We start from the raw sequence: 24,862 nt of genomic DNA on the forward strand, positions 1-24,862 counted from the left end.
GATCGGGTGCCGCGCGGTGCGCGGCGGCCTCCGGCGGGGATATTTTGAGCCAGAAGAAGGCGGGGGTCGTCATGGATGAGCGGGTCAGCCGCGTCTGGCCTTGCGTTTGATCATCCATTGCCCTGCCGGTCCGCAGGTGACGATCTGCCAGTTTGTTTCAGCCACGAACTTCTGGACGGCCCGGAACACACCGTGCTGGTGACTGGTTGGGTCTGGGCGCCAGTCGTCGCCCAGGATGGCGCCATCGCGTTTGACCAGTCGGGCCAGGGCGCGCAATTCGGCAAGGGTTTCCTGAAAGCCGTGGCTGGCATCGAGATAGGCCCAGTCCAGTTTGTGGTCGATCAGGGGCGCGCAATCCGGGAAGAAGCCTTCAATCACGGTGGTTTGGGTGCCGGGGTGATTTGCGGCCCTGAGGCAGGCTTCGTCCTTGGCCATTCGGGTGGTCAGGGCGCCGTTGCTGACATATTTGCCATTGCCCCAACCAAACCAGTCGCCCAGCAAGGTCCACGGATCGATCATATAGAAATGCGACGGTTTGACCGTGTCCAGGATCACGTCGGCGAAATGGCCGCGAAACACACCGATTTCGGCGCCAACGGATCCTTTTGCCAGCGTTTCAAGGATGTAGCGGCGTTTGTCCAGCCGCCAGAGTTCCGTCTGGGGGAAGGGCGCGGCAGCCCCAGATACCTTGAGCGTCGCCTTGCGCGCGTCCACGGATAAGTCGTTGGGAACGGCGATGCGGCGGGCCATGTCACCCGGTGCGGCGTTCGTCGAAGCTCTTGGCGATGAAATCCGGCAGGTGGTCGCCCATGCCAACGGATTTGCTGTCGTTTTTCGCGGCGCGACGATCGCCGCGGGCGCGGGGCTGCTTCTTGTCTTTCGCAGGTTGCGGCGCGGCATCATTGGGGGAGGTGTCTTTTGCCTTGGCATCGCCCTTGGCGTCGCCCTTGTCACGGCGCGCGCGTTTTGGCGGGGCGCTGTCCTTCGCCTTTTCGTCTTGTTCACGGCGCGGCGCGGGTTTTTCGCCCAGGGGGTTGTCGACGCGGGGGATCTTGGTTTCGATCAGCCGTTCGACCGCATCGAGATTTTTTTCATCGCGCGGTTCGCAGATCATGATGGCCTTGCCGTCGCGCCCGGCGCGCCCCGTGCGTCCGATCCGGTGCACATAGTCTTCGGCATGGCCGGGAACGTCATAGTTGAACACGTGGCTGACATTCGGGATGTCCAGCCCACGCGCCGCCACGTCCGAGGCGCACAGGAATTTGAGCGTGCCAGAGCGGAAACCGTCCAGCACCTCCATCCGTTTGGACTGCTCCAGATCGCCATGAATGGGCGCCGCATCATAGCCGTATTTCTTCAGGCTCTTGGCGGTGATGTCCACATCGGTCTTGCGGTTGCAGAAGATGATGGCGTTGGTGCAGGCGTCCCCTTCGCGGTCGATCAGCGCGCGCAGGAGTTTGCGTTTTTCGCTGGCGGCACGGTCGCGGCGCGAGGCTTTGAACATGCACAGTTCCTGTGTGATGGTCTCGGATGCGGTCGCTTGGCGAGCGACCTCGATCCGGGCAGGGTTGGACAGGAAAGTATTGGTGATCCGCTCAATCTCGGGCGCCATGGTGGCCGAGAAGAACAGGGTCTGGCGGGTGAATGGGGTCAACGAGAAGATTTTCTCGATATCCGGGATGAAGCCCATGTCGAGCATCCGGTCGGCTTCGTCCACCACCATGATCTGCACGCCAGTCAAGAGCAGTTTGCCGCGTTCGAAATGGTCAAGCAGACGGCCCGGCGTGGCAATCAGCACATCGACGCCACGGTCGATGGCCTGATCCTGTTCCTTGAAGCTGACGCCGCCGATCAGAAGCGCCTTGGTCAGTTTCACGTGTTTGGCATAGGTGTCGAAGTTTTCCGCCACCTGCGCGGCCAGTTCGCGTGTGGGGCACAAGACCAATGAGCGCGGCATGCGCGCGCGCGCCCGGCCACGAGCCAGGGCGGTGATCATCGGCAAGGTAAAGCTGGCGGTCTTGCCGGTGCCGGTCTGGGCTATGCCCAGCACATCACGGCCTTCCAGCGCGTGCGGGATGGCGCCTTCCTGAATGGGGGTCGGGGTCTCGTAACCCGCTTCGTCGATTGCTTTCAGCACTTTAGGGCTGAGTTTCAAGTCAGAAAATTTGGTCATGTATGTCCTGTTTCACGGACATCACTGGCCCGTGCGGATGAGAAGGAAAGGCCCGGATGGCCGGTGCGCTGAACAGCGCCCCTTCGATATGCCATCTGGGTAAAGAAAAACCGGGGCGTGGTCAATCACATGGGTGGGAATGTGGACAATCAGTGTCAGGCGTTGCGATTGTTGCCACATTTTTCAGCGGTCGTATGCAGAACGGGCGTGTACCCAGCATGCAGCACGTCGATGATGGGGGCCGGGGTCAAGACGGTCTGCGGCCCGGTTGGCCTGCGGAGTTTTAGGCCATATCCGTCTTTCAAAAAGGGAAGAATGTGGCTCTCCAAGACCAGATGCGGGGTGCCATTGTACAAGATAAAGCTGCCATCTGGTAATGACGCGCCGTTAGCGGTGTAGCGGATTTGCGCCCGGGTGCGATCGACCCGACTTTGGTGCAGCGCGCGATCAATCTCGTTATGGTAATCTGTGCTGTGCCGGGCTTCGTTCCAAGCCGATTTAAATGCGCGATAGGCGTCTGGGCGACAATAGGCGCAAGGGCGATGCCCTGCGGCCAGACCGACGGCTTCGTCCAGAAAAAACAGGGGTGTCCATGCGCGTGCTGGCATGGGGCCGTGATACCGGCCCTTGGGATGTGTCAGGTCACAGATGATCCAGTGGTGATGTTTCCATCGCGAGGTGCCAAGACGACCGTCTTTGAAGGGCAGGTTTCCCCGGTTCCCTGTAAACATCCCCCGCGCGGGATCGGCAACGATTTCGCCCGTGGGCAGAACTCGATTTTGAAGCGGGCGCTGCACGGCCGCCGTCAGTTCCGCACCACCTTTGCACCGGTCATGCGCGCGGCCTGCCAGGTTTCGGTGTCGGTGACGCGCGCCAAGGTGCCTTGCACCGAAATGCGGCTGCCTTCTTCGAACCCTGTCAGGGGCTCATCCAGGGTGACCTGCAGCGTTGCCCCGTGATCTGGCGACCCGCACAAGGGGCAGAATCCGGTGTCCGAGGACAGCAACAGTTCCCGAACCTCGTCACCCGGATAGAGCGGAACGGCAAATCCCGTGATCTCGACCATTCTGGGGGTCGCGGGAATGCCATCCGGCCAGGACTTGTCGACGCGATAGGTGTCGCCCGAGATGACTTCCTGCACCTCGATCTGGGACAGCAGCTGCCATACATCTTCCTGTTGGGCGTTGCTGGTCGTCGCAAATGCGGGTGCGATCTGGGTGCCGAGCACGGCAGCGAAGGCAAGGGAACTTGTTTTCATATCAGTGCTCATAGTTGTGTTGAGGCATAGTGACGTTGTTTGTGGTTCAATGAAAGCCAAGGTTGTCACATCGGCGAAAAGCCACCAATGTGCCGAAGAGAGCCACCTATACCATCATTTCCTTCGTCGCCGACAGTTTCAAGGCGGGATAGTCACGTTCAACACGGTCGATATCCCATTGAAGACGCGTCAGAAACACCGGGTCTCCGTCGTTGTCATAGGCGATGTGCTGTTTGTTGGCTTCGACCAGTTTTTCGACCTCGTCTTTGTCGCCCAGAACCCAGCGGGCCGAGGTGAACTGCGAGGCTTCAAAGCGCACGGGCAACCCGTATTCCTGTTCAATCCGACTGGCGAGCACTTCAAACTGAAGTGCGCCGACGACGCCGACGATGAAGCCTGACCCGATATTGGGTTTGAACACCTTGGCCGCGCCTTCTTCGGCAAACTGCATCAGCGCCTTTTCAAGGTGCTTGGCCTTCATCGGGTCGCCCGCGCGCACGCCTTGCAAAAGCTCGGGCGCGAAGGAGGGGATACCGGTGGCGCGGATCATCTCGCCCTCGGTCAGCGTGTCACCGATGCGCAACTGCCCGTGGTTCGGGATGCCGATGATGTCGCCCGCCCAGGCTTCTTCCGCCAGTTCACGGTCAGAGGCCAGGAACAGAACCGGGTTTGACACGGCCATCGGCTTTTTCGTGCGCACATGGGTCAGTTTCATGCCGCGTTTGAAGTGGCCCGAGGCCAGCCGCATGAACGCCACGCGGTCGCGGTGTTTTGGGTCCATATTGGCCTGCACCTTGAACACGAAGCCCGCGACCTTGGTTTCTTCGGGCGCGATGGCGCGGGGGCTGGCCTGTTGAGGCTGTGGCTCAGGCCCATAGGTGGCGATGCCCTGCATCAGTTCCTGCACCCCGAACGAGTTGATCGCCGAGCCGAACCAAATCGGCGTCATGTGGCCTTCCAGCACCGATTTCGGGTCAAGTTTGGGCAGCAATTCGCGCGCTATTTCGACCTCTTCCAGGAAGGTGTCCAGCAAGAGGGCGGGGACGTGTTCGGCCAGTTTGGGGTCGTTCAGCCCGTTGATCTCGATGGTTTCGGCGACCACGTTCCGGTCGGCGCGGTCCATCAGCTCCAGCCGGTCGTTCAACAGGTCGTAACAGCCAAGAAAATCTCGCCCCATGCCGATCGGCCAGCTTGCAGGCGTCACGTCGATGGCAAGGTTTTCCTGTATTTCATCAATGATATCAAACGTATCCCGGCTTTCGCGGTCCATCTTGTTACAGAAGGTCAGGATCGGCAGATCGCGTAGGCGGCAGACTTCAAAGAGTTTCTGCGTCTGGCTTTCCACGCCTTTCGCCCCGTCGATCACCATCACGGCGGCGTCCACGGCCGTCAGCGTGCGATAGGTGTCTTCGGAAAAGTCCGAGTGGCCGGGCGTGTCCACCAGATTGAACCGGTACTTGCCGAAATCGAACGACATGGCCGAGGCCGAGACCGAGATGCCCCGGTCCTGCTCCATCTTCATGAAGTCCGAGCGTGTGCGCCGCGCTTCGCCCTTGGCGCGCACCTGTCCGGCCATCTGGATGGCACCACCATACAGAAGGAACTTTTCGGTCAGGGTCGTCTTGCCGGCGTCCGGGTGGCTGATGATCGCGAAGGTGCGACGGCGCGCAATTTCGGGCGGCAGTTCGGGGCGGTTTGATGCGGTGTCCAACATGGGGTGGCATATAGCGATGGGCGCGGGGCGGCGCAATATGGATGGTTCTTCCATCACAAAGGTGGGCCTGCTAGGTCTTGGGCTGGATGTAGGGAGGACAAGATGGATCTGGGAATTGCCGGTAAACGCGCTTTGGTCTGCGCATCGTCAAAGGGCTTGGGGCTGGGCTGTGCGCAGGCGCTGGCGCGCGAGGGTGTGGCGCTGGTGATGAACGCGCGCAGTGGCGGACCACTGGAAGACGCCGCCGAGGCCATACGCGCCGAAACCGGGGTCGAGGTCGTGACCGTCGCCGCCGATGTGACAACCGAGGAGGGGCGCGCGGCGTTGCTTGAGGTGGCAGGCGAAGTGGACATCCTTGTCACCAATGCCGGTGGACCACCGCCCGGCATGTGGCCGGACTGGGACCGTGATGATTTCATCGCGGCGTTTGATGCGAACCTGCTGGCCCCGATTGCGCTGATGCAGGCGCTGATCCCCGGCATGGCGGATCGCGGCTGGGGGCGGGTGGTGAACATCACCAGTTTTTCGGTGAAGGCCCCGATCCCGGTGCTGGGTCTGTCCAACACCGCGCGCACCGGGCTGACCGGGTTTGTCGCGGGCACCGCGCGGCAGGTGGCAGGGCAGGGTGTGATCATCAACAACCTGTTGCCTGGCATCCACGACACGGATCGGGCTACCGCGCTGGACAAGGGTGTGGTCGACGCACAAGGCGGCACGGTTGACGAAGCGCGCGCGGCGCGGCAGGCGACCATCCCGGCGGGGCGATATGGCACGATTGAAGAATTCGGCGCGACCTGCGCTTTCCTGTGTTCGCAACATGCGGGGTTCATGGTGGGGCAGAATGTGCTTCTGGATGGCGGTGCGGTGAACGCGACGTTCTAGGCGCGGCGTTTTGGGGTTGTTCTGCCGAATGCGATGCGCAACCCTGCCGCGCGAGCAGATGAAATAAGGATGAACCGATGCGGATGAACAAACTGGCAGGTGGCAAGATCGAGGTCAGCGCGCTGTGCCTTGGCTCGATGCTCTGGGGGTCAACAAACACCGAGACCGAGGGGCACGCCCAGATCGACATGTCACTGGATCACGGGATCAACTTCATTGACACCGCCGAGATGTATCCGGTCAATCCGATCAAGGCGGAACGCTGTGGCCGATCCGAAGAAGTGATCGGAAGCTGGATTGCCAAAAGCGGGCGGCGGAATGACGTGGTGATTGCCACCAAAGTCTCTGGCGACAACCCGGGCTGGAAGCGCGGTGGCAAGGGCTATGACGGCGCGATCATCCGCGAGGCGGTGGACGAAAGCCTTGTGAAGCTGAACACCGACTATATCGACATCTACCAAACCCACTGGCCCATTCGCGGCAGCTATGCGTTTCGGCAGAACTGGACGTTTGACCCCTCTGGCCAGAACAAGGACGAGGTCGAGGCGCATATGCGCGATGTCTTGCAGGCGATGGCCGAGGTCGTGGCGGCGGGCAAGGTGCGCCATTTCGGCCTGTCCAATGAAAGCGCATGGGGCACGGCCCAGTGGTTGGGCATCGCGCGTGAAATGGGCGCGCCGGAAGTCATCTCGATCCAGAATGAATACAGCCTGATGCACCGCTTGGCCGATACAGATTTGGCCGAGCTTTGCATGAACGAAGGCGTGCGGGTGCTGGCCTATTCGCCGCTGGCCACCGGGCTTCTGACCGGCAAATACCAGAAAGGCGCGGTGCCCAAGGGATCGCGGCTGGACCTGTCGCCGGGTCTGGGCGGGCGGGCCACGCCACGGGCCTTCGAAGCCGTGGACGCCTATCTTGCGGTGGCCAAGAAACACGGGTTGGACCCGGTGCATATGGCGCTGGCGTTTTCGGTGTCGCGTCCCTTCATGGGGTCGACCATTTTTGGCGCGTCGTCGATGGAACAGCTTGGCCGCATTCTGGACGGCAAGGATCTGGTCCTGTCAGATGACGTGATGAAAGACATCGACCAGACCCATCGCGCCCATCCAATGCCATTTTGAAGAGGGATGGGTGTCGACCACCAGGACAAAGGGGATAAGGCCATGAGGCGACGTCAGATACTGACCATGGCAGGGGCGGCTGCCCTTACGGCGAGCCTGACCGCCTGCGTGGGCGGCGGCGCGGGTGTCGAGTTTCATCGCGGCAAGTCCCGGCCGCTCAGCTCGACCACACGGTTCGATGCGTCGCGCTTTGCCGGACGTTGGGAAATTCGCGGGGAGTTCGTCTATCCCGGTGAAAAGCCGTCATACGGGGCGGTGAACCTGACCCACAGCAATGGAAAGATTACAGCGATGGACGTTTATGGCCCATCGGGGTTGCTTGAACGGTATCCAACCAAGCAGCCCGCGCCCGGGCGGATCACCGTCGGCACGCCGCCCTTTGACACGCAATACTGGGTGCTGTGGGTGGACGCCGATTATCGCACCGCGGCCATCGGCACCCCATCGGGCAGTTTCGGCTGGATCATCGACCGGTCCCGTTCGGGCGGCGAGGATCGGATCAAGGCAGCACGTGATGTGCTGGGCTTCAACGGCTATAACCTGTCGCGGCTGCAAATACGCTAGGGCCGCTGGCGTTTTCGCCATGGCCGTGCCAAAGGGACATCATGCAAGCCTGGATCCCCATCACCATCGCCGCGGCGTTTTCGCAAAACCTGCGGTTCATGCTGCAAAAACGGCTGAAGGATACGCGGCTGTCCGCGACCGGGGCCACGCTGGCACGGTTCGTTTATTCCGCGCCGCTGGTGGCGCTGATCCTTGTGATCTATCTGTCCGCGACCGATCAGGCGGCACCGGTGCCCGGAGGACGGTTCTTTCTGTTTGCCCTGACCGGCGGTGTCGCCCAGATCCTCGCCACGGTCTGCGTGGTCGCTCTGTTTGCCGAACGCAATTTCGCCGTCGGCATCACCTTCAAGAAAACCGAGGTCGTGCTGACCGCGCTTGTAGGCCTGGTTGTTCTGGGCGAAGGGGTGGGGCTGGCTGGCGCGTTGGCGATTGGTGTGGGCTTCCTGGGCCTGATCCTGCTGTCCGACCCGCCCGAGGGCGGCAAGTCCGGATGGAGGCGCTTTTTCAACCGGGCTGCCGCCCTGGGGCTGGGGGCGGGCCTGTTGTTCTCGGTCTCGGCCATTGGCTATCGCGGCGCGGCCTTGTCGTTGCCCGCACAGGATGTGATCGCGCGGGCGGGCTTCACGCTTGCGGTGGTCACGGCCTTCCAGTCCGGGATCATGATCGTCTGGATGTCCCTGCGGGAAAAAGGTGAAATCACGCGCGTCTTTGCGGCGTGGCGGGTCGGCGCCCTCGTGGGGCTGAGTTCGATGATCGGCAGTTTCTGCTGGTTCACTGCCTTTGCCTTGCAAAACGCGGCGCTGGTCAAGGCGCTGGGGCAGGTGGAGCTTCTGTTCTCTTACGCCGCCACGCTGTTTGTGTTTCGTGAAAAGGTCACAGGGCGCGAATATGCCGGGACTGCGCTGATCCTGATTTCGGTGCTGGTGCTGGTTCTGTTCCTGAACTAGCGTTCAGCCCATCGCGCTCAGTGGTCCGACACCGCCCAGCCGTTCAAACAGGCTTTCCTCGTCCGAGTTGTTGAAAAACGGCACCTGTGCCGGCGCGCCCAGATCCGGCAGGTTGCCGACAATCTCGGCCAGCACCACCTCGGTGATGAAGGGCAGGTCGAAGCGGCGCACATCGTCCAGCGCGATCCATTGCAGGTGGCTGAGTTCATCCGAAGCGCGCGAGAAATCGTCGATATCGGTGCGCAGCTCGTCCGCATCCACGGCAAAGAACCGGGCGTCGAACCGGCGCGTGCGCCCCTTGGGCGTGATCGCGCGAAAGACAAAGGCCATGCCGCGCGCTGACGGGATCAGGCCTTCAGTCGCAAAGGCTTCCCACCCCTTGGGAACGGGTCCGTCCCAATCCCCGGGGGCCGCCAGCATCTGTCCGGTTTCTTCCCAAAGCTCACGAATGGCCGCCACCAACAGCGCCGAGGACAGCGCCGGATCAGCCTGTTCGCCCAGTCGCGTCAGGCACGGTTCCGCCCCCCCTTCCGCCAGCGGGACGAGCCCGTCACTGGGGTCGACCGCCCCACCGGGAAAGACGAACTTGTTGGGCATGAAGGCTGCCTTGGCCCCGCGTTGCCCCATCAGAACCTGCGGCCGTGTGGTCTTGTCACGGATCAGGATGACGGTTGCCGCATCCCGGACGACCTTCGACTTGTCCACTGCACCGCCGTTCGCCGCCTTGTCCATGGGTTTGTCCATTTCTTATCCCTCGGTTCTGTTCTTCACCGCGAAACCGTGCATGCGCTTGGCCCACTGAAAGCCGACCATGAACCCCTTGAATCGCGGCAGCAGATAGAGCGAGGCCGCCACAGTTCCAACCGTGAAGATCGAGGCCAGCACCATCGGTTCCTGCACGAAGTTCACATAGGTGATGTGCAAAAGCGGTGCCATCAGGTGCCCGACCACCAGAATGGTCAGATAGGCCGGACCATCATCGGCGCGGTGGTGATACAGTTCTTCCCCGCACACCGTGCAGCTGTCATGGACCTTCAGATAGCCCTGAAACATCTTGCCTGTGCCGCAGCTTGGGCAGCGTTTGCTCCAGCCTTTCCGGATCGCGGGCTTCAACTCGCGTTCCTGCCCGTCATCTAGGGTGGTCAGGTCTGGTGTCATGGATATCGTGTCGGTCATTCAAAATTCCTCTGTCGCGCATCCACATATACTAGGTGATGGCCTGCGGAAAATCATGCCACGATTTCAGACTTGCGGCGGGATGTCGCGATTTATTTCGCCGGAGCGCGACGGAAACGCAACCCTGTCGCGTTCAAGGACTATGACGCCGGACAGAAACCCGCCCGGCGCGTACAGGCAAAAGATGAAGGAACACGACATGAGAATGACGAAAAAACACGCTGCAACAGCCATCGCATTGACCCTTGGGGCGGCGCTGACACTGGGGGCGACCTCCGCCGTGGCCTTTGGTGGCAAGGACGGCCGGGCAATGGGTGGCCCGCGGGGCGGTTTCATGCAGATGGAATTTGCCGATCTGGACCTTGATGCAAATGGACAGATCACCGTTGAAGACCTGCAGGCCAGCGCACAGGCGCGGTTTTCGGCTGCGGATGCGGACGGGAACGGAGAATTGACGGTGGACGAGGCGCAAGCCCATCGCGCCGCGAAGATGGCTGCGCGGCAATCCAATGCCGGTGAACAGGGGCAAAACGCGGGTCCGATGGCGGAAAAGCGGATGGGCTGGATGGTCGAGAAGATGATCGCCAAGCGTGACACCAATGGCAATGGCACGCTGAGCGTGGACGAAATGGCCCCTGACCAGGCCCGGCTGGAACGCATAATCGACCGGTTCGACACCGACGATGACAATGCCATTTCCCAGGCCGAGTTCGATACCGCACAGAAAGAAGCCTTCATGCGCGGGCAGGGCAAGCAGGGTCACGGTCATGGCCATGGTCATGGGGGCAAAGGCGCGCGCAACGGCGGATAAAAGACGGCACCGCCCCCGTGTTCTGCGGGGGCGGGCCAGCCGTTGCCACTTGTCGGCAGAGGGGCTAGGCAGGACGGATGAAGATGGCCTTGGATGCGTATTCAGACGCCTCGGATGACGCGCTGCTTGTTCTTTACGGCAACGGCGACCCGATGGCGGCCGAGTTGCTGACCCGCAGGCTCGCGCCCCGGGTGCTGGGGTTTGCCGCGCGCCTGCTGGGCGGTGATCGTGCTGAAGCCGAAGACGTCACGCAAGAGGCAATGCTGCGCCTGTGGAAGATTGCCCCGGATTGGCGCAGTGGCGAGGCCAAGGTGACCACCTGGCTGTTTCGGGTCGTGACCAATCTGTGCACCGACCGGCTGCGCAAGCGTCGGACGGTCGATATCGACCTGATCGACGACCCCGCCGATCAGGCGCCCGGGGCTGTCGAGACATTGATCCAGGCGGATCGCGCCGCGGCTTTGCAGGCCGCGCTGATGGGCTTGCCCGACCGGCAAAGGATCGCGGTCACGCTGCGCCATATCGAGGGGGAAACAAACCCCGACATCGCGCAGATCATGCAGATCAGCGTCGAGGCGGTGGAAAGTCTGACCGCAAGGGGCAAAAAGGCGCTGGCCGCAGCCCTGGCCGGGAAGCGAGAGGAGTTGGGATATGGCGAAGACTGACAGGAAGAAGACAGACGGGATCAAGCAAAACGACATGCTGGATGATCGCGCCTTGCAGGCGTTCTTTGACGCGGCCAGGGATGACACGATCACACCCTCGGACGCGCTGATGACAGCCATCCTGGACGATGCGGCGGCTGAGCAGCCGCAGCCCGCCATGTCGGCGGTGGCGCCTCCGCCGGATCTGGCCCTTGCCACCGCGCGTGACCTGCGCCGGGCGCGGGGGGTCTGGGCTGATCTGAAGGCGATGATTGGCGGCTGGCCCGCGCTGGCAGGCATGGCCACGGCGACCCTTGCCGGCGTCTGGATCGGGTTTTCCGCCCCGATCCAGCTTGAGCAATGGTCTGGCGGGCTGATCCTGAGCGGCGATTACACGACGACCGAAGCGACCTTTGCGCTGGAAGATATGGCCCCCAGCTATCTGGGCACAGGTCTTTTGATGGAGGACGAGGGATGAGCACAGCCCCGACCACCCCCCCGACAGATCAACCCGGTGCGCGGCGCCGGATGGGTTGGCGTATCCTTCTGGTCGTGTCACTGACCCTGAACCTTTTGGTTCTTGGGCTGGTGATCGGTGCCAAATGGGGCGGCCATCGTGATCACGGATTCGATGCGCACGGCCCCAACCGCGGTGCGATCCGTGATCTGGGGTTTGCCCCGATGGCCGGGGCGCTGGACCGCAAAGACAGGCGCGAGATCGGCAAGGCCCTGCGCGCGCAGAGCGGTTCGTTCGCCGAGAACCGGCGGGCGCTCGAGGCCGAGTTTCAGAGCATGTTGTCCGCCCTGCGGGCAGACCCCTTCGATGCGGGCGCGCTGCTGGCGGTCATGGACGGTCAGGCGGAACGGTTGCGTCAACGCGGTGATCTTGCCCGCACAGCCCTTGTGGACCGGATTGAAAGGATGAGCGCCGAGGAACGACGCGCCTTTGCGGATCGGGTGGAGAAATCCGTGCGCAAGCGTGCGCCATAGACCCGCCGGAACAGCCAAGGCAACCAGCCGTGGCGTCGAAAGGCGTCAGGCCGCGTCGGAAACGAACATCACCTGATTGCGACCGTCAGATTTCGCCCGGTACAGCGCCTGATCGGCGAATTGCAAAAGGTCATGGGCTGACCCGGCAGCCTGTGTCATGTCGCTGGACACCGCCACGCCGATTGACAGGGTGACCGCGATGCCACCCGCGACCTTGCCCGCAGCCACGGGTTGGTCGCTGACTGCCCGCCGCAGCCGTTCGGCCATGGCTTGTGCCTGAGTGTGCGTGACGCCGGGCAGGGCGATCAGAAACTCTTCGCCCCCATATCGCGCCAACAGGTCCATATCGCGCAGTTTGCCCTTCAACCGTTTCGCCACTTCGACAAGAACCTCGTCACCGACGGGATGGCCGTAGGTGTCATTGATGGATTTGAACCGGTCCAGATCCAGCACCATGATCGCATAGGGCTGACCTTTCGCGCCCGCTTCCCGTTCAAGCCGGTCCAAATAGCTTTGGGCGAACCGGCGGTTGTGCAAACCGGTCAGCGGGTCACGCAGTGCCAGCGCCAGGTTGGTGTCGAAGTTTTTACGCAGGTCGTCGCCTTCGAATTTCCGGGCCAGCAAGCGTGTCAGGCGCAACGCCAGTTCCCGCGCGTCGAAGCCGGGTCGCAACACGGCATTTGCCCCCAGATCCAATGCCATCGAACTGGGCGACGGCGTTTCTCCGCAATCCTGCACCACGATGACGGAATGGCGCGTGGTCTGGCGCGATCTCAACTCGCTGACCAGACGCAACCCGTCCGATGTGTCCTTGAGGGTCGAGGCAATCACGAAGGCATCCGGCACGGCCTTCATCGCGCCGACCTCCTCCAACGCCTGGGAATGCGTCATGATATCAATGCGGTGGCGGATCTCGGTCGCCAGATGCATCCGCCAATAGATCCCCGTCTCGGCGTCCGGGGCGATCAGCGCGATACGCGCGTGGCGGGCGAACAGGGCAGGGGCTTCGGCCAGTCCGAAATCACGCGACAGTTCGCGCCGCCTGAGCACCTCGTTCTCGGCCCCCCGCGCGCGGATCAGGTTGCGCACCATCGCCATCAGGGTGGCTTCGTTCAGCGGTTTGGAAAAGACGTCATCGGCACCTGCGGTGATTGCTTCCAGCCGGGCGCGCTGGTCGTCCTGATCCGACACGATGATGATCGGGATCATCCCCAGCACCGGATCCGCCTTGAGCGTCCGACAGGTGGCCAGGCTGCAATCCGACGCCCCACGCCCCAGTATGATCAGGTCCGGCTGGGTGTCGCGCGCCAGTTTGGGCACCTCGTCGCACCGATCGGTCTGAATGACCTCATAACAGGCGACGGTCAGCTTGACCTTCAACACGATGCGATTGGTCGCAAGGTCATCCGCGATCAGGATTCTCTCACTCATATCGTCAACTCGCCCTTGTCATTGTGCTCAGGTTTAAGGTCTGTTCATATTGCTGCCAGATTGGTTAAGAAAACCTTTCCAATCGTTAAGGAGATCAGGGATGACGCCGGAAAACGCCGAAACAACCGCGCTAAAGGCGCTGGCATGGTTGGTCGCGGATGACGAATTGTTGCCGGTGTTCATGGGGGCGACGGGCGTGGACCAGGATGCGCTGCGCGCCAGCGCGGGGGATCCGGGTTTTCTTGGTTCGGTGCTGGATTTCCTCTTGATGGATGATGCCTGGGTGATCCGTGCCAGTGATGCATTGAGCCTGCCTTATGACCAGTTGGCAATGGCTCGGCAGATGCTTCCCGGTGGGGCGCAGATACATTGGACCTGACTGAAAAAATGAATCATTACAGTATATTGTGATCTAACCGGAAAGGGCCGATATGAGCATCGACGCACTGCTTTTCGACAAGGATGGCACCTTGTTTCTGTTCGAGGCAACGTGGGAATCCTGGGCGCATGCGGTGCTGATGCGGCTGACCGATGATGATCCGGAGCGCGCCCGCGTGATCGGTGCGGATATCGGATTCGACATCGATTCCAGACAGTTCCACCCCGCCAGCGTGGTGATCGCCGGCACGCCGGGTGAGGTCGTGGCGCAGCTTCGGCGGCATGTCGCCTATACCGACGCGGCGCTGGAAACAATTCTTAACGAAGAAGCCGCCATCGCCCCGCAGGTCGAGGCCGTCGCCCTTGCGCCGTTTCTGACCGATCTGCGCCGGCGCGGGCTGAAGATCGGTGTGGCGACCAATGACGCTGAACGCCCGGCGCGGGCGCATCTGGATGCGGCAGGCGTGACGGGGCTGTTCGACTTCATTTCAGGCTATGACAGCGGGCATGGTGTGAAGCCCGCGCCGGGGCCGTGCCTGGCCTTTGCCGCTGCGACAGGTCTTGCCCCAGAGCGCGTGGCGATGGTGGGCGACAGCCTGCACGACCTGCGCGCCGGACGTGCCGCGGGCATGCGGACCATCGCGGTTCTGACCGGGATCGCAGGCGCCGACGAGCTTGCCCCGTTTGCCGACATCGTACTGGATGATATCAGCCATATCCCGGACTGGCTGGACAATGGGCAGACCTGAACACTGCGGCGTCCCGACCTGATCGGCTGTTTCCGATTTGTTTACACTCGGCTGCTAGGCTCAGGCCGGAAACGAGTGTGATATGACGATTCATGGATTGATATTCTGGTGCTTCGAAGGGTTCCTGATCTTCACCTATGGGATCGGCCGCTGGCGTTCGATCATGGGTGAACTGGAATTGGGGTATGACAGTTTCGAACCCCTGTTTCGATATGACGTGGATCTGGCGAACCGTCTGGTCACCGAAGCCGCGCGCCAACTGGACAAGCCGTCGGATATGCTGCTGGAAGATTTCGGCACCTTTCTGGTGACGGATGAACGGGTCGAGCGGGTGCGCCGTCTGTTGCGCTTCGGCGGTGTGGATTACACGGATTTCCTGCATTCTCTCGAAGATCTGCGCGGCCGGGCACAACTCGCCGTGCCAGAGCTGGACCTGCCGGTGATCCAGCTTGACGCGGTGTCGGCCGACGAGTTTCAGATCACATGCTGCAGCGTGGCGCCGGGGGTCGGCTTCATCCTGTTGGGGGTGTTGCGGGCGTTGGCAGATGATTACGGCGCACTTGCGTTTCTGGAACATCTGGGGCGCGACGGACAGGATGAAAGCATTTCCGTTCGTCTGCTGGAAATGCGCCATGGCACCGGCCGGGCGTTTCACCTTGCAGCGGGAGGGGCATCTTGACCATCCCACGCACCATCCCGATCGCCTTGCACACGCTGGACCAGATGATGCCGATGCATCTGGTTCTGGACGGTGCTGCCCGGATCAGCCATGCAGGCCCGACCATCGAAAAGGTGTTTGGCGGGCCGCTGGTCGGGCGCAGCGCGTTTTCTCTGTTCGAATTGCGGCGCCCCCGCGTGGTGCGGTCGATGGATGACGTGCGCGCGATGGGGGATGCAAAGGTCTATTTGCGTCTGAAGGACGGGTCGGGGACCACGATGGTGGGGGCGGTTTCGGTTCTGTCGGGGGGCAATCAGGTCTTGATGAACCTGTCCTTCGGCTATTCCGTGGTGGATGCCGTCGCACGCTACAAACTGGCCGGGTCCGACTTCGCGCCCACCGACCTGACGGTCGAGATGCTGTATCTGATGGAGGCCAAGACCGCCGCGATGGAGGCGACCACACAGCTTGCCCATCGTCTGCATGACGAAAAGGCCGAAGCACAGGTCGAAGCGATGACAGACGGGTTGACCGGGCTGCACAATCGACGCGCCTTCGACATCCAGCTCGATCGTCAGATTGCCCGGGGCGGTATGTTTTCACTGATGCATATCGATCTGGATTTCTTCAAGGCGGTCAATGACACGCAAGGTCATGCGGCGGGTGACGCGGTGCTGCGTGAGGTGGCACGGGTGTTGCAGGAGGAAACGCGCGATACCGATATGGTCGCGCGGGTCGGCGGGGATGAATTTGTCATCATGTTCAACAGGTTGTCCGATGCAGATATGCTGAACAGCATTGCAACGCGCATCATCGCGCAGCTTGAACGGCCGATCCCGTTTGACGGAAAGGCCTGCCGCATCTCGGCCAGTATCGGGATTGCCAGAAGCGTGGATTACGACACGGTCTCGGCCGCACAGATGACCGCGGATGCTGATGAAGCATTGTACATGTCGAAGAACAAGGGCCGGGCATGTGCGACTTTGTTTCAAGCGCCTCCCCAACCGTCCACAGCATTGGGCCGAGGGGACTGATGGTGGCGCGGTGAGCAGCCTTCCGGCAACAGGAAACGAATGGGTTACACGCGTCACGGAAACGCCTGGGCCAAGGCGGCGATTACAATCATCGCAGGAAGAAGTGGCAGCCCGTAGGGGAATCGAACCCCTCTTTCCAGGTTGAAAACCTGGCGTCCTAACCGATAGACGAACGGGCCACTCTGTCGGTGAGGGGGTTCTAAGAGAAAGGTCGGGGCCGTGCAAGAGGGTTTTTCAGCTTTTTTGAAAAAACTGGAAGGCCCATGAAAATCAGGCTTTTGCGGCGTCTTCCAGGCGCAATTGGGGGCTGGTTCGGCCCTGCCATTGGTTAAGTTCGAGTCGCCCTGCCAGATGGAACCGCTGGCCGCCATGTTGTTCCAGAAGCGGGCCAAGTGGGCCGTCGAATGCGCCGAAGGCGATGGCATCAAGACGGGTGCCCAGCCCGTCGCCGAAGCTGATCTTCAGGTGCGACTGCCCGACCCGTTTGGCAAACAGGATGCTCACGTCCGGGAAGGCAAAGCGCGGGGCGGGGGCCGAGGCGCCAAAGGGACCCGCCTTTTCCAGCAGTTCGATCATGTCGACCGTTGCGCCCGAAGGCATCAGCACCCCGTCGATCTTCAGATCGGCCGCGCCAAGATCGCTTGCCCCCTGTTTGGCAAGCAGGGCTGACAGGCGCTCCATCGCCGGGTGCAACTGATCGCGCGTCAGGCTAAGTCCGGCGGCCATCTTATGCCCTCCACCTTTGGCGATGAACCCATCGGCTGCCAGCCGTTGGATGGCGGCGCCCAGGTCGATGCCCGCAACCGAGCGGCCAGATCCCTTACCCTCGTCCCCGTCAAACCCGATCACGATGGCGGGGCGGTTGGTGGCCTCTTTCAGGCGGCTGGCGACGATGCCCACGACCCCCGGGTGCCAACCCTCGGCCGCGGCCCAGACCAGCGGGGCGTCCAGCCCACGTTCTTCCGCCTGCACCATCGCCGCATCCTGAACCCGCGCTTCAATCTCGCGGCGTTCAGCGTTGAGATCATTCAGTTTATCTGCAATTGCGCGGGCTTCGTTCATGTCCGTGGTGGACAGAAGTCGCGCCCCAAGATCCGCCTTGCCGATCCGTCCGCCCGCATTCACCCGCGGCCCCATCAGATAGCCCAGATGATAGGCGCGCGGAGCCTCGTTCAGCCCCGCCACATCCGCCAGCGCCACCATGCCGGGCCGCGCACGGCGGGCCATGATCTTCAATCCTTGCCGCACAAAGGCCCTATTCGCATCGGTCAGCGGTGCCACATCCGCCACCGTTCCCAGCGCCACAAGATCCAGCATCGAAATCAGGTCGGGTCCGGGGCGACCGGCGTCGCGCAGACGGCGCCCCAACTCGACCAGCAGCAGGAACACTACACCCGCGGCGCACAGATATCCGGGTGCGTCGGCTTCGTCTTGCCGGTTGGGGTTCACGACGGCATTGGCATCGGGCAGGGGCTCTGCGCCCAAATGGTGGTCCAGCACGAGCACATCCGCGCCAGCAGCGCGGGCGGCGGCGATCGGTTCGTAGCTCAGCGTGCCGCAATCGACGCAGATGATCAGGCTGTGATCCTTCGCCAAACCTTCCATCGCGGGCACGTTCGGGCCATAACCCTCGTCGATCCGGTCGGGGATATAAAGCGTGACTTCCCGCCCGAAGAACCGAAACCAGTCGATCAGCAATGTGGCCGAGGTCGCCCCGTCGACGTCGTAATCGGCAAAGATCGCAACCCGCTCGTTTTGATCCAGCGCCTGCAGCACGCGGTCGGCAGCGGCGTCCATATCCTTCAGCTTGCGCGGGTCCGGCAGCAGGTCTCGCAGGGTCGGGTCCAGAAATCCGGCGGCATCAGCGGGTGCGACGCCGCGTCGGGCCAGAACGGTGCAGAGCGGGGCGGGCAGGTCGGATTGCTGTTGCAGTGCTTCCGCCTGGCGGCCGATATCGGGCGAAGGGCCGATCCATCGGCGACCTGTAATCGACTTGTCCACCCCCAGAAAACTGCTCATATGCGCCCCTGACGCTGCACCTCGTTTGATGCGGAAACCCGCGCCAACCCGCGTTACTTCGCGGCGACCGGGTTGCGATAGATCATCCGGCGCACCGATCCGGTTTTCGACCGCATCAGGATGGTTTCAGTGGTCAGGAACCCCGGCTCACGCTTGATGCCGGACACGACCGACCCGTCGGTGACGCCTGTCGCGGCAAAGATTACGTCTGCTGTGACCATCTCGTCGCGGTTGTAGACGCGGTCCAGATCGGTGATGCCCGCCTTGGCGGCGCGGCCACGTTCGTCGTCATTGCGGAAAGTCAGCTGCCCCCACATCTGCCCGCCCATGCATTTCAGGGCCGAGGCCGCCAGCACGCCTTCGGGGGCGCCGCCGCTGCCCATATACATGTCGATGCCGGTGATGTCGGCTTCGGCACAGTGAATCACACCGGCCACGTCACCATCGGTGATCAGGCGGATCGCGGCGCCGGTCGACCGGATGCCCTCGATCATGTCTTCGTGACGGGGACGTTCCAGTACGCAGACGGTGATGTCCGACATGGCGCAGCCGCGTGCCTTGGCCAGTGCCTTGACGCGTTCTGCGGGGCTCATGTCAAGGCTGACCACGTCTTTTGGATAGCCCGGCCCGATGGCCAGTTTGTCCATGTAAACGTCCGGGGCGTGCAACAGGGTGCCGCGGGGGGCCATGGCGATCACGGTCAGGGCGTTGGGCATGTCCTTGGCGGTCAGCGTTGTGCCTTCCAGCGGGTCCAGCGCGATGTCGACGGCGGGGCCGTCGCCGGTGCCGACCTCTTCCCCGATATAGAGCATGGGCGCTTCATCCCGTTCCCCTTCGCCAATCACCACGGTGCCCTGGATGTCCAGCAGGTTCAGCTGGTCGCGCATCGCGTTCACGGCGGCCTGGTCGGCGGCTTTTTCATCGCCGCGCCCGACAAGATTGGCGCTGGCCATGGCGGCGGCTTCGGAGACACGGGCCAGACCGAGCGAGAGCATGCGGTCCAGAAAAACGACTTTATCGGCCATGGGGGCAATCCTTGTTTTCAATCTTCGATGTCGGGTTTAGTGCCCGCACGGGGCAGGGGCAAGAGACTGCTTGTCGTTTTGTCTTTCATGCCGGCTTTGCAACGGGGCTGCGAACAAGACCCTGGAACAGAAGCGCGATCATCACCCCGTTCAGGATGTGCCAGATGAAATGTGTGCCAAGCGGCCAGATTTCGCACAGGTGCATGTCCAGCGTGCGCAAGGTTAGGGACAGCATGAAGATGGCGATGGCGGCGGCGATCCACGGGGCAATCGCGTGGCCTTTGCGGCGGCTGAGCGCGGCAAAGGCCATAAGCGCCAGCACGGCAGGCAGGTATTGCTCGGACCCGTTCAGAAGCGTGTTCGTCCGGGTGTGATCATGCGCGGCAGGTGTGGCACTGGTCTGGCTGCCGCTGCCATCGCCGCCGAACGCGAACAGGATGGCGACAAGGCCCGTCGCAACGGCAAGACCGACCGCGATGCGACCGGGGCGGACGCCGCCGATCCGGTGCAGGGCGACCAGCGCGAACAGGGCGACGAAGGTCCAGATGGGGATCACATCGGCCAGTCCGGACCACGCATTGGCGAAGGTGTGAAACAGGAAACTACCCAACCCGATCAGGGCAGCAAGCACGATCAGGATCACCGTCATGGGGTCGGTGCGGCCACGCTTTCGCGCCTCGGCCCAGCCCCAGAGGGCGGCGAGGATGAAGGACAGGTTCGACAGGGCGTTCAGCGGCTCGGACCAGAAGTCCGGCCCGGTGCGTTCGCAATAGATGTCGACGGCGGCGAACCAGTCCACGGCGCGGCTAGACGTTTTCGATGCGAATGGCGACCGGGTCGCCTTCGACCACCTTGGTCTTGGTCAGCCCGGTCAACGCCGTGTCCAGCGCGTCGCGGGTGCATTTGTGGGTGACGATCAGCACCGGGGCGAGCTTCTGGTCATGGCTGACCTGGCGCATCCGGTCGATCGAGATACCTGCATCCCCCAGCACCGCCGCGACCTTGGCCAGCGCGCCGGGCTTGTCCAAAAGCACCATGCGCAGATAGAAGGGCGCAGGCTTCATCGCTTTCACCCCCGTCACCGGGCGCAGCGTGGTTGCCGGTTGCCCGAAGGTCGGAATGCGCAGGCCGCGCGCAATGTCCATCACGTCGCCCATTACGGCGCTGGCGGTCGGGCCTTCGCCCGCGCCGGGGCCGCGCAGGACAACCTGTTCAATGGCGTCACCTTCGACCACGACCATATTGGTGCCACCTTCCAACTGCCCCAGGGGCGAGCCATCGGGCACAAGGCAGGGCGTCATGCGTTGTTCCAGCCCGCGCCCCGTCATCTGCGCCACGCCCAGAAGCTTGATGCGATAGCCCATCTCGGCGGCGTGTTCGATATCTTCCAACTGGATGCGCTGGATGCCTTCAAGCTCGACCGCGTCGAAATTGACCTGCGTGCCGAAAGCGATTGACGACAGGATCGCCAGCTTGTGGCCCGCGTCGATGCCGCCCACGTCAAGGTTGGGATCGGCCTCAAGATAGCCAAGGTCGGCGCATTCCTCGAACAGGGCGTTATAGCCGCGCCCGGTGGCCTGCATCTGGGTCAGGATGTAGTTGCAGGTGCCGTTCATCACGCCCATGACGCGGGTGATTTCGTTGCCTGCCAGACCTTCGGTCAGGGCCTTGATGATCGGGATGCCACCTGCCACGGCGGCTTCGTACCGCAAGCGCACGCCCGCGTCTTCGGCGGCCAGCGCCAATGCCTGCCCGTGATGAGCCAGCAGCGCCTTGTTGGCGGTGACGATGTCCTTGCCGGCGGCAATCGCGGCTTCGCAGGCGTCCTTGGCGGGGCCGTCATGACCACCCATCAACTCGACAAACACGTCGATGTCATCCCGCTGTGCCAGCGCGACCGGGTCGTCTTCCCATGCGTAATCCGACAGATCAACGCCGCGATCCTTGTCGCGCGAGCGGGCGGATACGGCGGTGATCGTGACCGGGCGTCCGGCGCGGTCTTGCAGCAGAGTGGCCTGACGGCGAATGATTTTGATCACGCCGATGCCGACGGTGCCAAGACCTGCAATCCCAAGGCGCAGGGGGGGGATGTCGGTCATGTCGCTCTCCGTCGGCTGTCATTTGGTTCAGCGACGTGTAGCCAATGGCCGCGAAGGGTGCAATCCGCAGGGTGTGGGAACGGGGAAATTTCTGAAAGGGGTGTGTCGGTTCAGGACGAGGACAGCGCATCCTGCATCTGTTCTTCGGTCGCCTCGTCAACCACCGTGGTGCCGCGCAGCGCGTCAGCCCGCGCGCGCAGGTCGGCGGCGCGTGCAGCCAATTCGGCAATGCCTTCGTCCCCGGGTGGCACGACGACCTGTGCCTGTATCTCGCTGATCGGCACGATCTTGGGGAAAGGCGCGTTGGCCGCGTCGCCCGCAGGAAAATCCGGCGCACTGGCACAGGCGGCGACGGTGCCGGGCAAAAATGCCGCAAGGATGAAGGTGCGCGGGGTCATCTGCGTCTCCTGTAAGGTGCCGCACGGGCTGGCGTGACCTTATCTGCGTGGCTCGGGTGTCGCAAGATCGCTGAGGCGCGAATAGGTTTGATTTGAACAAGCGTTCAGTTATCAAGGGGCCATGGCACGAAAAACCGGATCACACAGCGACATCACCGGCCCCAAGGTGCGCGAAGCGGCGCTGGCCTTGTTTGCACAGCATGGGTTTGCGGCCGTTTCCATGCGCCAGATCGCGGCCGAGGTCGGTGTGCAGGCGGGCGCGCTTTATCTTTACACAAAGGACAAGCAAAGCCTGCTCTATGATCTGATGCAGGCGCATATGGATGACCTGCTGGCGGCGTGGGAAGTGGAGCCGAAAGGGGACGGCGCGTTGGCCCATCTGGAAGCCTTCGCGCGGTTTCACATTCGCTTCCACCTGGAACGCCCCGACGCCGTGTTCATCGCCTACATGGAGCTGCGCAACCTGTCGGACGAAAACTTCGCGGCCATCGAAGCCCTGCGCCGCCGTTATGAAGGCGAGCTTGAGGCGATCCTGCGCGCCGGTCAGGCCGAGGGCGTGATCACCGCCCCCGATATCCGCCTGACTACGATGGCCCTGATCGCCATGCTGACCGGCGTGAACACCTGGTATCGCGAAGGCGGGCGGCTGTCGCGCGATGCGGTGGCGGATATCTATTGGGACATGGTGCGCGGCGCGGTTGGGGCGTAAGGCATGAACGCTACTGGACTCTGACGTCCGTCGCGCCAATATATAACCCATGTCCCTGCCACCCGGTTTCCTTGATGAATTGCGCAACCGTCTGAGCCTGTCACAGGTCGTCGGGCGCAAGGTGATGTGGGACCAGCGCAAATCCAATCAGGCCAAGGGCGACATGTGGGCGCCATGCCCGTTCCATCAGGAAAAAACCGCGTCTTTTCATGTGGATGACCGCAAGGGTTATTATTATTGCTTCGGGTGCCACCAGAAAGGCGACGCGATTTCCTTTGTGCGCGAGACCGAGAATGTCGGCTTTATGGAAGCGGTCGAGATCCTGGCGGGCGAGGCCGGGATGCAAATGCCCGCGCGCGACCCCAAGGCGCAGGAAAAAGCCGATCACCGCACGCAACTGGTCGAGGTGATGGAGATGGCGGTCAGCCATTTTCGCCTGATGTTGAAGACCGGCGCGGGCAGCGCGGCGCGTGAGTATCTGGCCCGTCGTGGACTGAATGAAGCGGCTTTGGAGCGTTGGGAAGTTGGTTTCGCACAGGATGCGTGGCAGGGGTTGTGGGATCATCTGAAGGGCAAGGGGGTCGAGGATGACCTGATCCTTGGCGCGGGGCTGGCCAAGCCCAGCACGAAGGGTGGCAAGCCCTATGATACATTCCGAAATCGCATCCTGTTCCCCATTCGCGACGCGCGTGGGCGGGCGATTGCCTTTGGCGGTCGCGCGATGGACCCCGAGGAAAGCGCGAAATACCTGAACTCGCCAGAAACCGCGCTGTTCGACAAGGGGCGCAGCCTCTACAACCACGGCCCCGCGCGGGAAGCAGCGGGCAAAGGGCAACCGCTGATCGTGGCCGAAGGCTATATGGATGTGATCGCGCTGTCCGAAGCGGGGTTCGGCGCGACCGTCGCCCCCCTTGGCACGGCGATCACCGAAGATCAGTTGCGCCTTCTGTGGCGCATCGCGCCCGAGCCAATCATCGCGCTGGATGGTGACAGTGCCGGGCTGAAGGCCGCGATGCGGGTGATCGACACGGCGCTGCCCTTGCTTGAGGCGGGTCAGAGCCTGCGCTTTGCCCTGATGCCCGAAGGGAAGGACCCTGACGATCTGTTGAAGGAAAGCGGGGCCGAGGCCATGCAGGCGCTGATCGACGCGGCGATCCCGATGGTCGACCTGCTGTGGCGGCGTGAAACCGAGGGCAAGGTCTTTGACAGCCCCGAACGCAAAGCCGCGCTGGACAAGGATCTGCGCGCGGTCATTGCGCGTATCAAGGATCCTTCGATCCGGTCGCATTACGGGCAGGCCATCAAGGACAAGCGGTGGGAACTGTTCCGGTCGCGGCCCAAAGCGCAGGGAACTGGGCGCGCATCGTGGAGCCCCGGCCCGTGGAAAAAGGGGCAGGGGCGCGGTTGGGCGCCAACGCCACCGGTGCTGCAATCGACCAAGACATCGCTTCTGGCGACCGCCGACGATCAGGCGCAAGAGGTGCTGCGCGAGGCGGTGATCCTGGCCATCCTGATCCGTCGGCCCGACATGCTGGAACAGGTCGAAAGCCGGATGGAGCGTCTGGATATGATCGGCCCGGATCACGGCGCGCTTCAACGTGTGCTGTTGCGCCACGCCCATGAAGGCGCCGAGGTGTTGGAACGCACCATTGTCGAACGAATTGGGGCGACGGCCCTTGAAAAGCTCTATGCGCTGAACCATGTGCGAATCACGCCCGCCCTGCGACACCCCGATGATGACGAGATCGTGCAGGCCAGCCTGAACGAAGAGCTCATGAAACTCGAAGCGGCGCGCGGGCTGAGACGCGAGATTGCAGATGCCGCACAGGACATGGACACGCTGCCGGACGAGGGCGTGACATGGCGCTTGGGGCAGGCGGCGGAAGCGCGCAACAAGGCGCTTCGCAGCCAGACCGAGGACAAAGCCACCTATGACGTTGCCGATAACGGGACGCTTCTGAACCGCGATGAACGCGATGCGCTGGACAAGCTGTTGGCGCAGATCGACCCCATCAAGACCAAGGGGAAATAGCAACAGTGCCGTGATCTCTGGTCTTTTCCGGATGATCACGCAAAGAATAC

27 protein-coding genes and 1 tRNA gene are annotated in these 24,862 nt (G+C 62.5%); 14 read left to right on the forward strand and 14 right to left on the reverse strand.

Features of this window, described 5'->3' with window-relative positions:
- Nucleotides 1-84 precede the first annotated feature (84 nt).
- From IE188_RS06125 to IE188_RS06145, 5 genes are all read right to left on the reverse strand, one after another.
- On the reverse strand, nt 85-750 hold the full coding sequence (locus IE188_RS06125) for a class I SAM-dependent methyltransferase (protein WP_191285585.1): 666 nt from the start codon (nt 748-750) through the stop codon (nt 85-87).
- 1 nt (nt 751) lies between these two features.
- On the reverse strand, nt 752-2,173 hold the full coding sequence (locus tag IE188_RS06130; RefSeq protein ID WP_191285586.1) for a DEAD/DEAH box helicase: 1,422 nt from the start codon (nt 2,171-2,173) through the stop codon (nt 752-754).
- Nucleotides 2,174-2,328: 155 nt separating this feature from the next.
- A complete protein-coding gene (locus IE188_RS06135) occupies nt 2,329-2,970 on the reverse strand; it encodes a hypothetical protein (RefSeq protein ID WP_229836550.1) in 642 nt (213 codons plus the stop codon).
- An 8-nt stretch (nt 2,971-2,978) separates the two neighbouring features.
- Nucleotides 2,979-3,431, reverse strand: a complete 453-nt coding sequence (locus tag IE188_RS06140) for a hypothetical protein (RefSeq protein WP_191285587.1) — start codon at nt 3,429-3,431, stop codon at nt 2,979-2,981.
- Nucleotides 3,432-3,537: 106 nt separating this feature from the next.
- Complete coding sequence (locus IE188_RS06145) at nt 3,538-5,145, reverse strand: peptide chain release factor 3 (RefSeq protein ID WP_191285588.1); 1,608 nt, start codon at nt 5,143-5,145, stop codon at nt 3,538-3,540.
- A 102-nt stretch (nt 5,146-5,247) separates the two neighbouring features.
- On the opposite strand from IE188_RS06145, the gene IE188_RS06150 reads away from it, so the two are divergent.
- From IE188_RS06150 to IE188_RS06165, 4 genes are all read left to right on the forward strand, one after another.
- Complete coding sequence (locus IE188_RS06150; protein WP_191285589.1) at nt 5,248-6,027, forward strand: SDR family oxidoreductase; 780 nt, start codon at nt 5,248-5,250, stop codon at nt 6,025-6,027.
- A 77-nt stretch (nt 6,028-6,104) separates the two neighbouring features.
- A complete protein-coding gene (locus IE188_RS06155) occupies nt 6,105-7,148 on the forward strand; it encodes an aldo/keto reductase (protein WP_191285590.1) in 1,044 nt (347 codons plus the stop codon).
- Nucleotides 7,149-7,190: 42 nt separating this feature from the next.
- Nucleotides 7,191-7,712 carry a lipocalin family protein gene (locus IE188_RS06160; protein WP_191285591.1) on the forward strand — a complete coding sequence of 174 codons (522 nt, stop codon included), beginning with the start codon at nt 7,191-7,193 and terminating at the stop codon, nt 7,710-7,712.
- A gap of 41 nt (nt 7,713-7,753) precedes the next feature.
- Nucleotides 7,754-8,659 (forward strand): EamA/RhaT family transporter, encoded by a 906-nt coding sequence (locus IE188_RS06165; protein ID WP_191285592.1) that lies wholly within the window; start codon nt 7,754-7,756, stop codon nt 8,657-8,659.
- A 3-nt stretch (nt 8,660-8,662) separates the two neighbouring features.
- Here the strand turns inward: IE188_RS06165 and IE188_RS06170 are convergent, their stop codons facing one another.
- Nucleotides 8,663-9,403 (reverse strand): NUDIX hydrolase, encoded by a 741-nt coding sequence (locus tag IE188_RS06170; RefSeq protein WP_229836553.1) that lies wholly within the window; start codon nt 9,401-9,403, stop codon nt 8,663-8,665.
- A gap of 3 nt (nt 9,404-9,406) precedes the next feature.
- Complete coding sequence (locus IE188_RS06175; RefSeq protein ID WP_191285593.1) at nt 9,407-9,835, reverse strand: DUF983 domain-containing protein; 429 nt, start codon at nt 9,833-9,835, stop codon at nt 9,407-9,409.
- A 199-nt stretch (nt 9,836-10,034) separates the two neighbouring features.
- Between IE188_RS06175 and IE188_RS06180 the strand changes: the two genes are divergently transcribed.
- From IE188_RS06180 to IE188_RS06195, 4 genes are all read left to right on the forward strand, one after another.
- Complete coding sequence (locus tag IE188_RS06180) at nt 10,035-10,646, forward strand: EF-hand domain-containing protein (RefSeq protein ID WP_191285594.1); 612 nt, start codon at nt 10,035-10,037, stop codon at nt 10,644-10,646.
- Nucleotides 10,647-10,723: 77 nt separating this feature from the next.
- Nucleotides 10,724-11,311 (forward strand): RNA polymerase sigma factor, encoded by a 588-nt coding sequence (locus IE188_RS06185; RefSeq protein WP_191285595.1) that lies wholly within the window; start codon nt 10,724-10,726, stop codon nt 11,309-11,311.
- Nucleotides 11,298-11,768 carry a hypothetical protein gene (locus IE188_RS06190; protein WP_191285596.1) on the forward strand — a complete coding sequence of 157 codons (471 nt, stop codon included), beginning with the start codon at nt 11,298-11,300 and terminating at the stop codon, nt 11,766-11,768. Before IE188_RS06185 ends, IE188_RS06190 begins: the two co-directional genes overlap by 14 nt.
- A complete protein-coding gene (locus tag IE188_RS06195; RefSeq protein ID WP_191285597.1) occupies nt 11,765-12,280 on the forward strand; it encodes a periplasmic heavy metal sensor in 516 nt (171 codons plus the stop codon). The genes IE188_RS06190 and IE188_RS06195 overlap by 4 nt, the downstream gene beginning before the upstream one ends.
- Nucleotides 12,281-12,325: 45 nt before the next feature.
- Here the strand turns inward: IE188_RS06195 and IE188_RS06200 are convergent, their stop codons facing one another.
- A complete protein-coding gene (locus IE188_RS06200) occupies nt 12,326-13,711 on the reverse strand; it encodes a diguanylate cyclase domain-containing protein (RefSeq protein WP_191285598.1) in 1,386 nt (461 codons plus the stop codon).
- A gap of 100 nt (nt 13,712-13,811) precedes the next feature.
- On the opposite strand from IE188_RS06200, the gene IE188_RS06205 reads away from it, so the two are divergent.
- From IE188_RS06205 to IE188_RS06220, 4 genes are all read left to right on the forward strand, one after another.
- Complete coding sequence (locus tag IE188_RS06205) at nt 13,812-14,090, forward strand: DUF3572 domain-containing protein (protein WP_191285599.1); 279 nt, start codon at nt 13,812-13,814, stop codon at nt 14,088-14,090.
- Between the two features lie 52 nt (nt 14,091-14,142).
- On the forward strand, nt 14,143-14,838 hold the full coding sequence (locus IE188_RS06210; protein ID WP_191285600.1) for an HAD family hydrolase: 696 nt from the start codon (nt 14,143-14,145) through the stop codon (nt 14,836-14,838).
- Between the two features lie 82 nt (nt 14,839-14,920).
- Nucleotides 14,921-15,517: a heme NO-binding domain-containing protein gene (locus tag IE188_RS06215; protein WP_191285601.1), complete on the forward strand. Its 597-nt coding sequence runs from the start codon at nt 14,921-14,923 to the stop codon at nt 15,515-15,517.
- Entirely contained in the window at nt 15,514-16,530 is a 1,017-nt protein-coding gene (locus IE188_RS06220; RefSeq protein ID WP_229836556.1) for a diguanylate cyclase domain-containing protein, read from the forward strand. Before IE188_RS06215 ends, IE188_RS06220 begins: the two co-directional genes overlap by 4 nt.
- Before the next feature lie 104 nt (nt 16,531-16,634).
- Here the strand turns inward: IE188_RS06220 and IE188_RS06225 are convergent.
- From IE188_RS06225 to IE188_RS06250, 6 genes are all read right to left on the reverse strand, one after another.
- Nucleotides 16,635-16,709: transfer RNA gene (locus IE188_RS06225), tRNA-Glu, on the reverse strand.
- Nucleotides 16,710-16,800: 91 nt separating this feature from the next.
- On the reverse strand, nt 16,801-18,549 hold the full coding sequence (gene recJ / locus IE188_RS06230) for a single-stranded-DNA-specific exonuclease RecJ (protein WP_191285602.1): 1,749 nt from the start codon (nt 18,547-18,549) through the stop codon (nt 16,801-16,803).
- A gap of 53 nt (nt 18,550-18,602) precedes the next feature.
- A complete protein-coding gene (glpX, locus tag IE188_RS06235) occupies nt 18,603-19,574 on the reverse strand; it encodes a class II fructose-bisphosphatase (RefSeq protein WP_191285603.1) in 972 nt (323 codons plus the stop codon).
- A gap of 85 nt (nt 19,575-19,659) precedes the next feature.
- Nucleotides 19,660-20,373, reverse strand: a complete 714-nt coding sequence (locus IE188_RS06240) for a ceramidase domain-containing protein (protein WP_191285604.1) — start codon at nt 20,371-20,373, stop codon at nt 19,660-19,662.
- A 7-nt stretch (nt 20,374-20,380) separates the two neighbouring features.
- Nucleotides 20,381-21,673: a homoserine dehydrogenase gene (locus tag IE188_RS06245; protein WP_191285605.1), complete on the reverse strand. Its 1,293-nt coding sequence runs from the start codon at nt 21,671-21,673 to the stop codon at nt 20,381-20,383.
- A gap of 110 nt (nt 21,674-21,783) precedes the next feature.
- Nucleotides 21,784-22,071 carry a hypothetical protein gene (locus tag IE188_RS06250; protein ID WP_191285606.1) on the reverse strand — a complete coding sequence of 96 codons (288 nt, stop codon included), beginning with the start codon at nt 22,069-22,071 and terminating at the stop codon, nt 21,784-21,786.
- Nucleotides 22,072-22,192: 121 nt separating this feature from the next.
- Between IE188_RS06250 and IE188_RS06255 the strand changes: the two genes are divergently transcribed.
- Together IE188_RS06255 and dnaG are read left to right on the forward strand one after the other, a co-directional pair.
- A complete protein-coding gene (locus IE188_RS06255) occupies nt 22,193-22,780 on the forward strand; it encodes a TetR/AcrR family transcriptional regulator (protein WP_191285607.1) in 588 nt (195 codons plus the stop codon).
- Nucleotides 22,781-22,829: 49 nt separating this feature from the next.
- A complete protein-coding gene (gene dnaG / locus IE188_RS06260) occupies nt 22,830-24,812 on the forward strand; it encodes a DNA primase (RefSeq protein WP_191285608.1) in 1,983 nt (660 codons plus the stop codon).
- Nucleotides 24,813-24,862: the final 50 nt, after the last annotated feature.

The sequence above is a fragment of the Aliiroseovarius zhejiangensis genome, from assembly GCF_014656375.1.
Taxonomy (GTDB): Bacteria; Pseudomonadota; Alphaproteobacteria; order Rhodobacterales; family Rhodobacteraceae; genus Aliiroseovarius; species Aliiroseovarius zhejiangensis.

What these genes read in the sequence shown, in the direction of transcription:
- IE188_RS06205 (WP_191285599.1), top strand. Translation starts at nt 13,812, where the DNA reads ATGACGCCGGAAAACGCCGAAACAACCGCGCTAAAGGCGCTGGCATGG.
- IE188_RS06250 (WP_191285606.1), bottom strand. Translation starts at nt 22,071, where the DNA reads ATGACCCCGCGCACCTTCATCCTTGCGGCATTTTTGCCCGGCACCGTC.
- IE188_RS06125 (WP_191285585.1), bottom strand. Translation starts at nt 750, where the DNA reads ATGGCCCGCCGCATCGCCGTTCCCAACGACTTATCCGTGGACGCGCGC.
- IE188_RS06190 (WP_191285596.1), top strand. Translation starts at nt 11,298, where the DNA reads ATGGCGAAGACTGACAGGAAGAAGACAGACGGGATCAAGCAAAACGAC.
- IE188_RS06245 (WP_191285605.1), bottom strand. Translation starts at nt 21,673, where the DNA reads ATGACCGACATCCCCCCCCTGCGCCTTGGGATTGCAGGTCTTGGCACC.
- IE188_RS06140 (WP_191285587.1), bottom strand. Translation starts at nt 3,431, where the DNA reads ATGAAAACAAGTTCCCTTGCCTTCGCTGCCGTGCTCGGCACCCAGATC.
- IE188_RS06155 (WP_191285590.1), top strand. Translation starts at nt 6,105, where the DNA reads ATGCGGATGAACAAACTGGCAGGTGGCAAGATCGAGGTCAGCGCGCTG.
- IE188_RS06255 (WP_191285607.1), top strand. Translation starts at nt 22,193, where the DNA reads ATGGCACGAAAAACCGGATCACACAGCGACATCACCGGCCCCAAGGTG.
- IE188_RS06170 (WP_229836553.1), bottom strand. Translation starts at nt 9,403, where the DNA reads ATGGACAAACCCATGGACAAGGCGGCGAACGGCGGTGCAGTGGACAAG.
- dnaG (WP_191285608.1), top strand. Translation starts at nt 22,830, where the DNA reads ATGTCCCTGCCACCCGGTTTCCTTGATGAATTGCGCAACCGTCTGAGC.
- IE188_RS06160 (WP_191285591.1), top strand. Translation starts at nt 7,191, where the DNA reads ATGAGGCGACGTCAGATACTGACCATGGCAGGGGCGGCTGCCCTTACG.
- recJ (WP_191285602.1), bottom strand. Translation starts at nt 18,549, where the DNA reads ATGAGCAGTTTTCTGGGGGTGGACAAGTCGATTACAGGTCGCCGATGG.
- IE188_RS06210 (WP_191285600.1), top strand. Translation starts at nt 14,143, where the DNA reads ATGAGCATCGACGCACTGCTTTTCGACAAGGATGGCACCTTGTTTCTG.
- IE188_RS06175 (WP_191285593.1), bottom strand. Translation starts at nt 9,835, where the DNA reads ATGACCGACACGATATCCATGACACCAGACCTGACCACCCTAGATGAC.
- IE188_RS06180 (WP_191285594.1), top strand. Translation starts at nt 10,035, where the DNA reads ATGAGAATGACGAAAAAACACGCTGCAACAGCCATCGCATTGACCCTT.
- IE188_RS06215 (WP_191285601.1), top strand. Translation starts at nt 14,921, where the DNA reads ATGACGATTCATGGATTGATATTCTGGTGCTTCGAAGGGTTCCTGATC.
- IE188_RS06130 (WP_191285586.1), bottom strand. Translation starts at nt 2,173, where the DNA reads ATGACCAAATTTTCTGACTTGAAACTCAGCCCTAAAGTGCTGAAAGCA.
- IE188_RS06200 (WP_191285598.1), bottom strand. Translation starts at nt 13,711, where the DNA reads ATGAGTGAGAGAATCCTGATCGCGGATGACCTTGCGACCAATCGCATC.
- glpX (WP_191285603.1), bottom strand. Translation starts at nt 19,574, where the DNA reads ATGGCCGATAAAGTCGTTTTTCTGGACCGCATGCTCTCGCTCGGTCTG.
- IE188_RS06145 (WP_191285588.1), bottom strand. Translation starts at nt 5,145, where the DNA reads ATGTTGGACACCGCATCAAACCGCCCCGAACTGCCGCCCGAAATTGCG.
- IE188_RS06195 (WP_191285597.1), top strand. Translation starts at nt 11,765, where the DNA reads ATGAGCACAGCCCCGACCACCCCCCCGACAGATCAACCCGGTGCGCGG.
- IE188_RS06165 (WP_191285592.1), top strand. Translation starts at nt 7,754, where the DNA reads ATGCAAGCCTGGATCCCCATCACCATCGCCGCGGCGTTTTCGCAAAAC.
- IE188_RS06150 (WP_191285589.1), top strand. Translation starts at nt 5,248, where the DNA reads ATGGATCTGGGAATTGCCGGTAAACGCGCTTTGGTCTGCGCATCGTCA.
- IE188_RS06185 (WP_191285595.1), top strand. Translation starts at nt 10,724, where the DNA reads ATGAAGATGGCCTTGGATGCGTATTCAGACGCCTCGGATGACGCGCTG.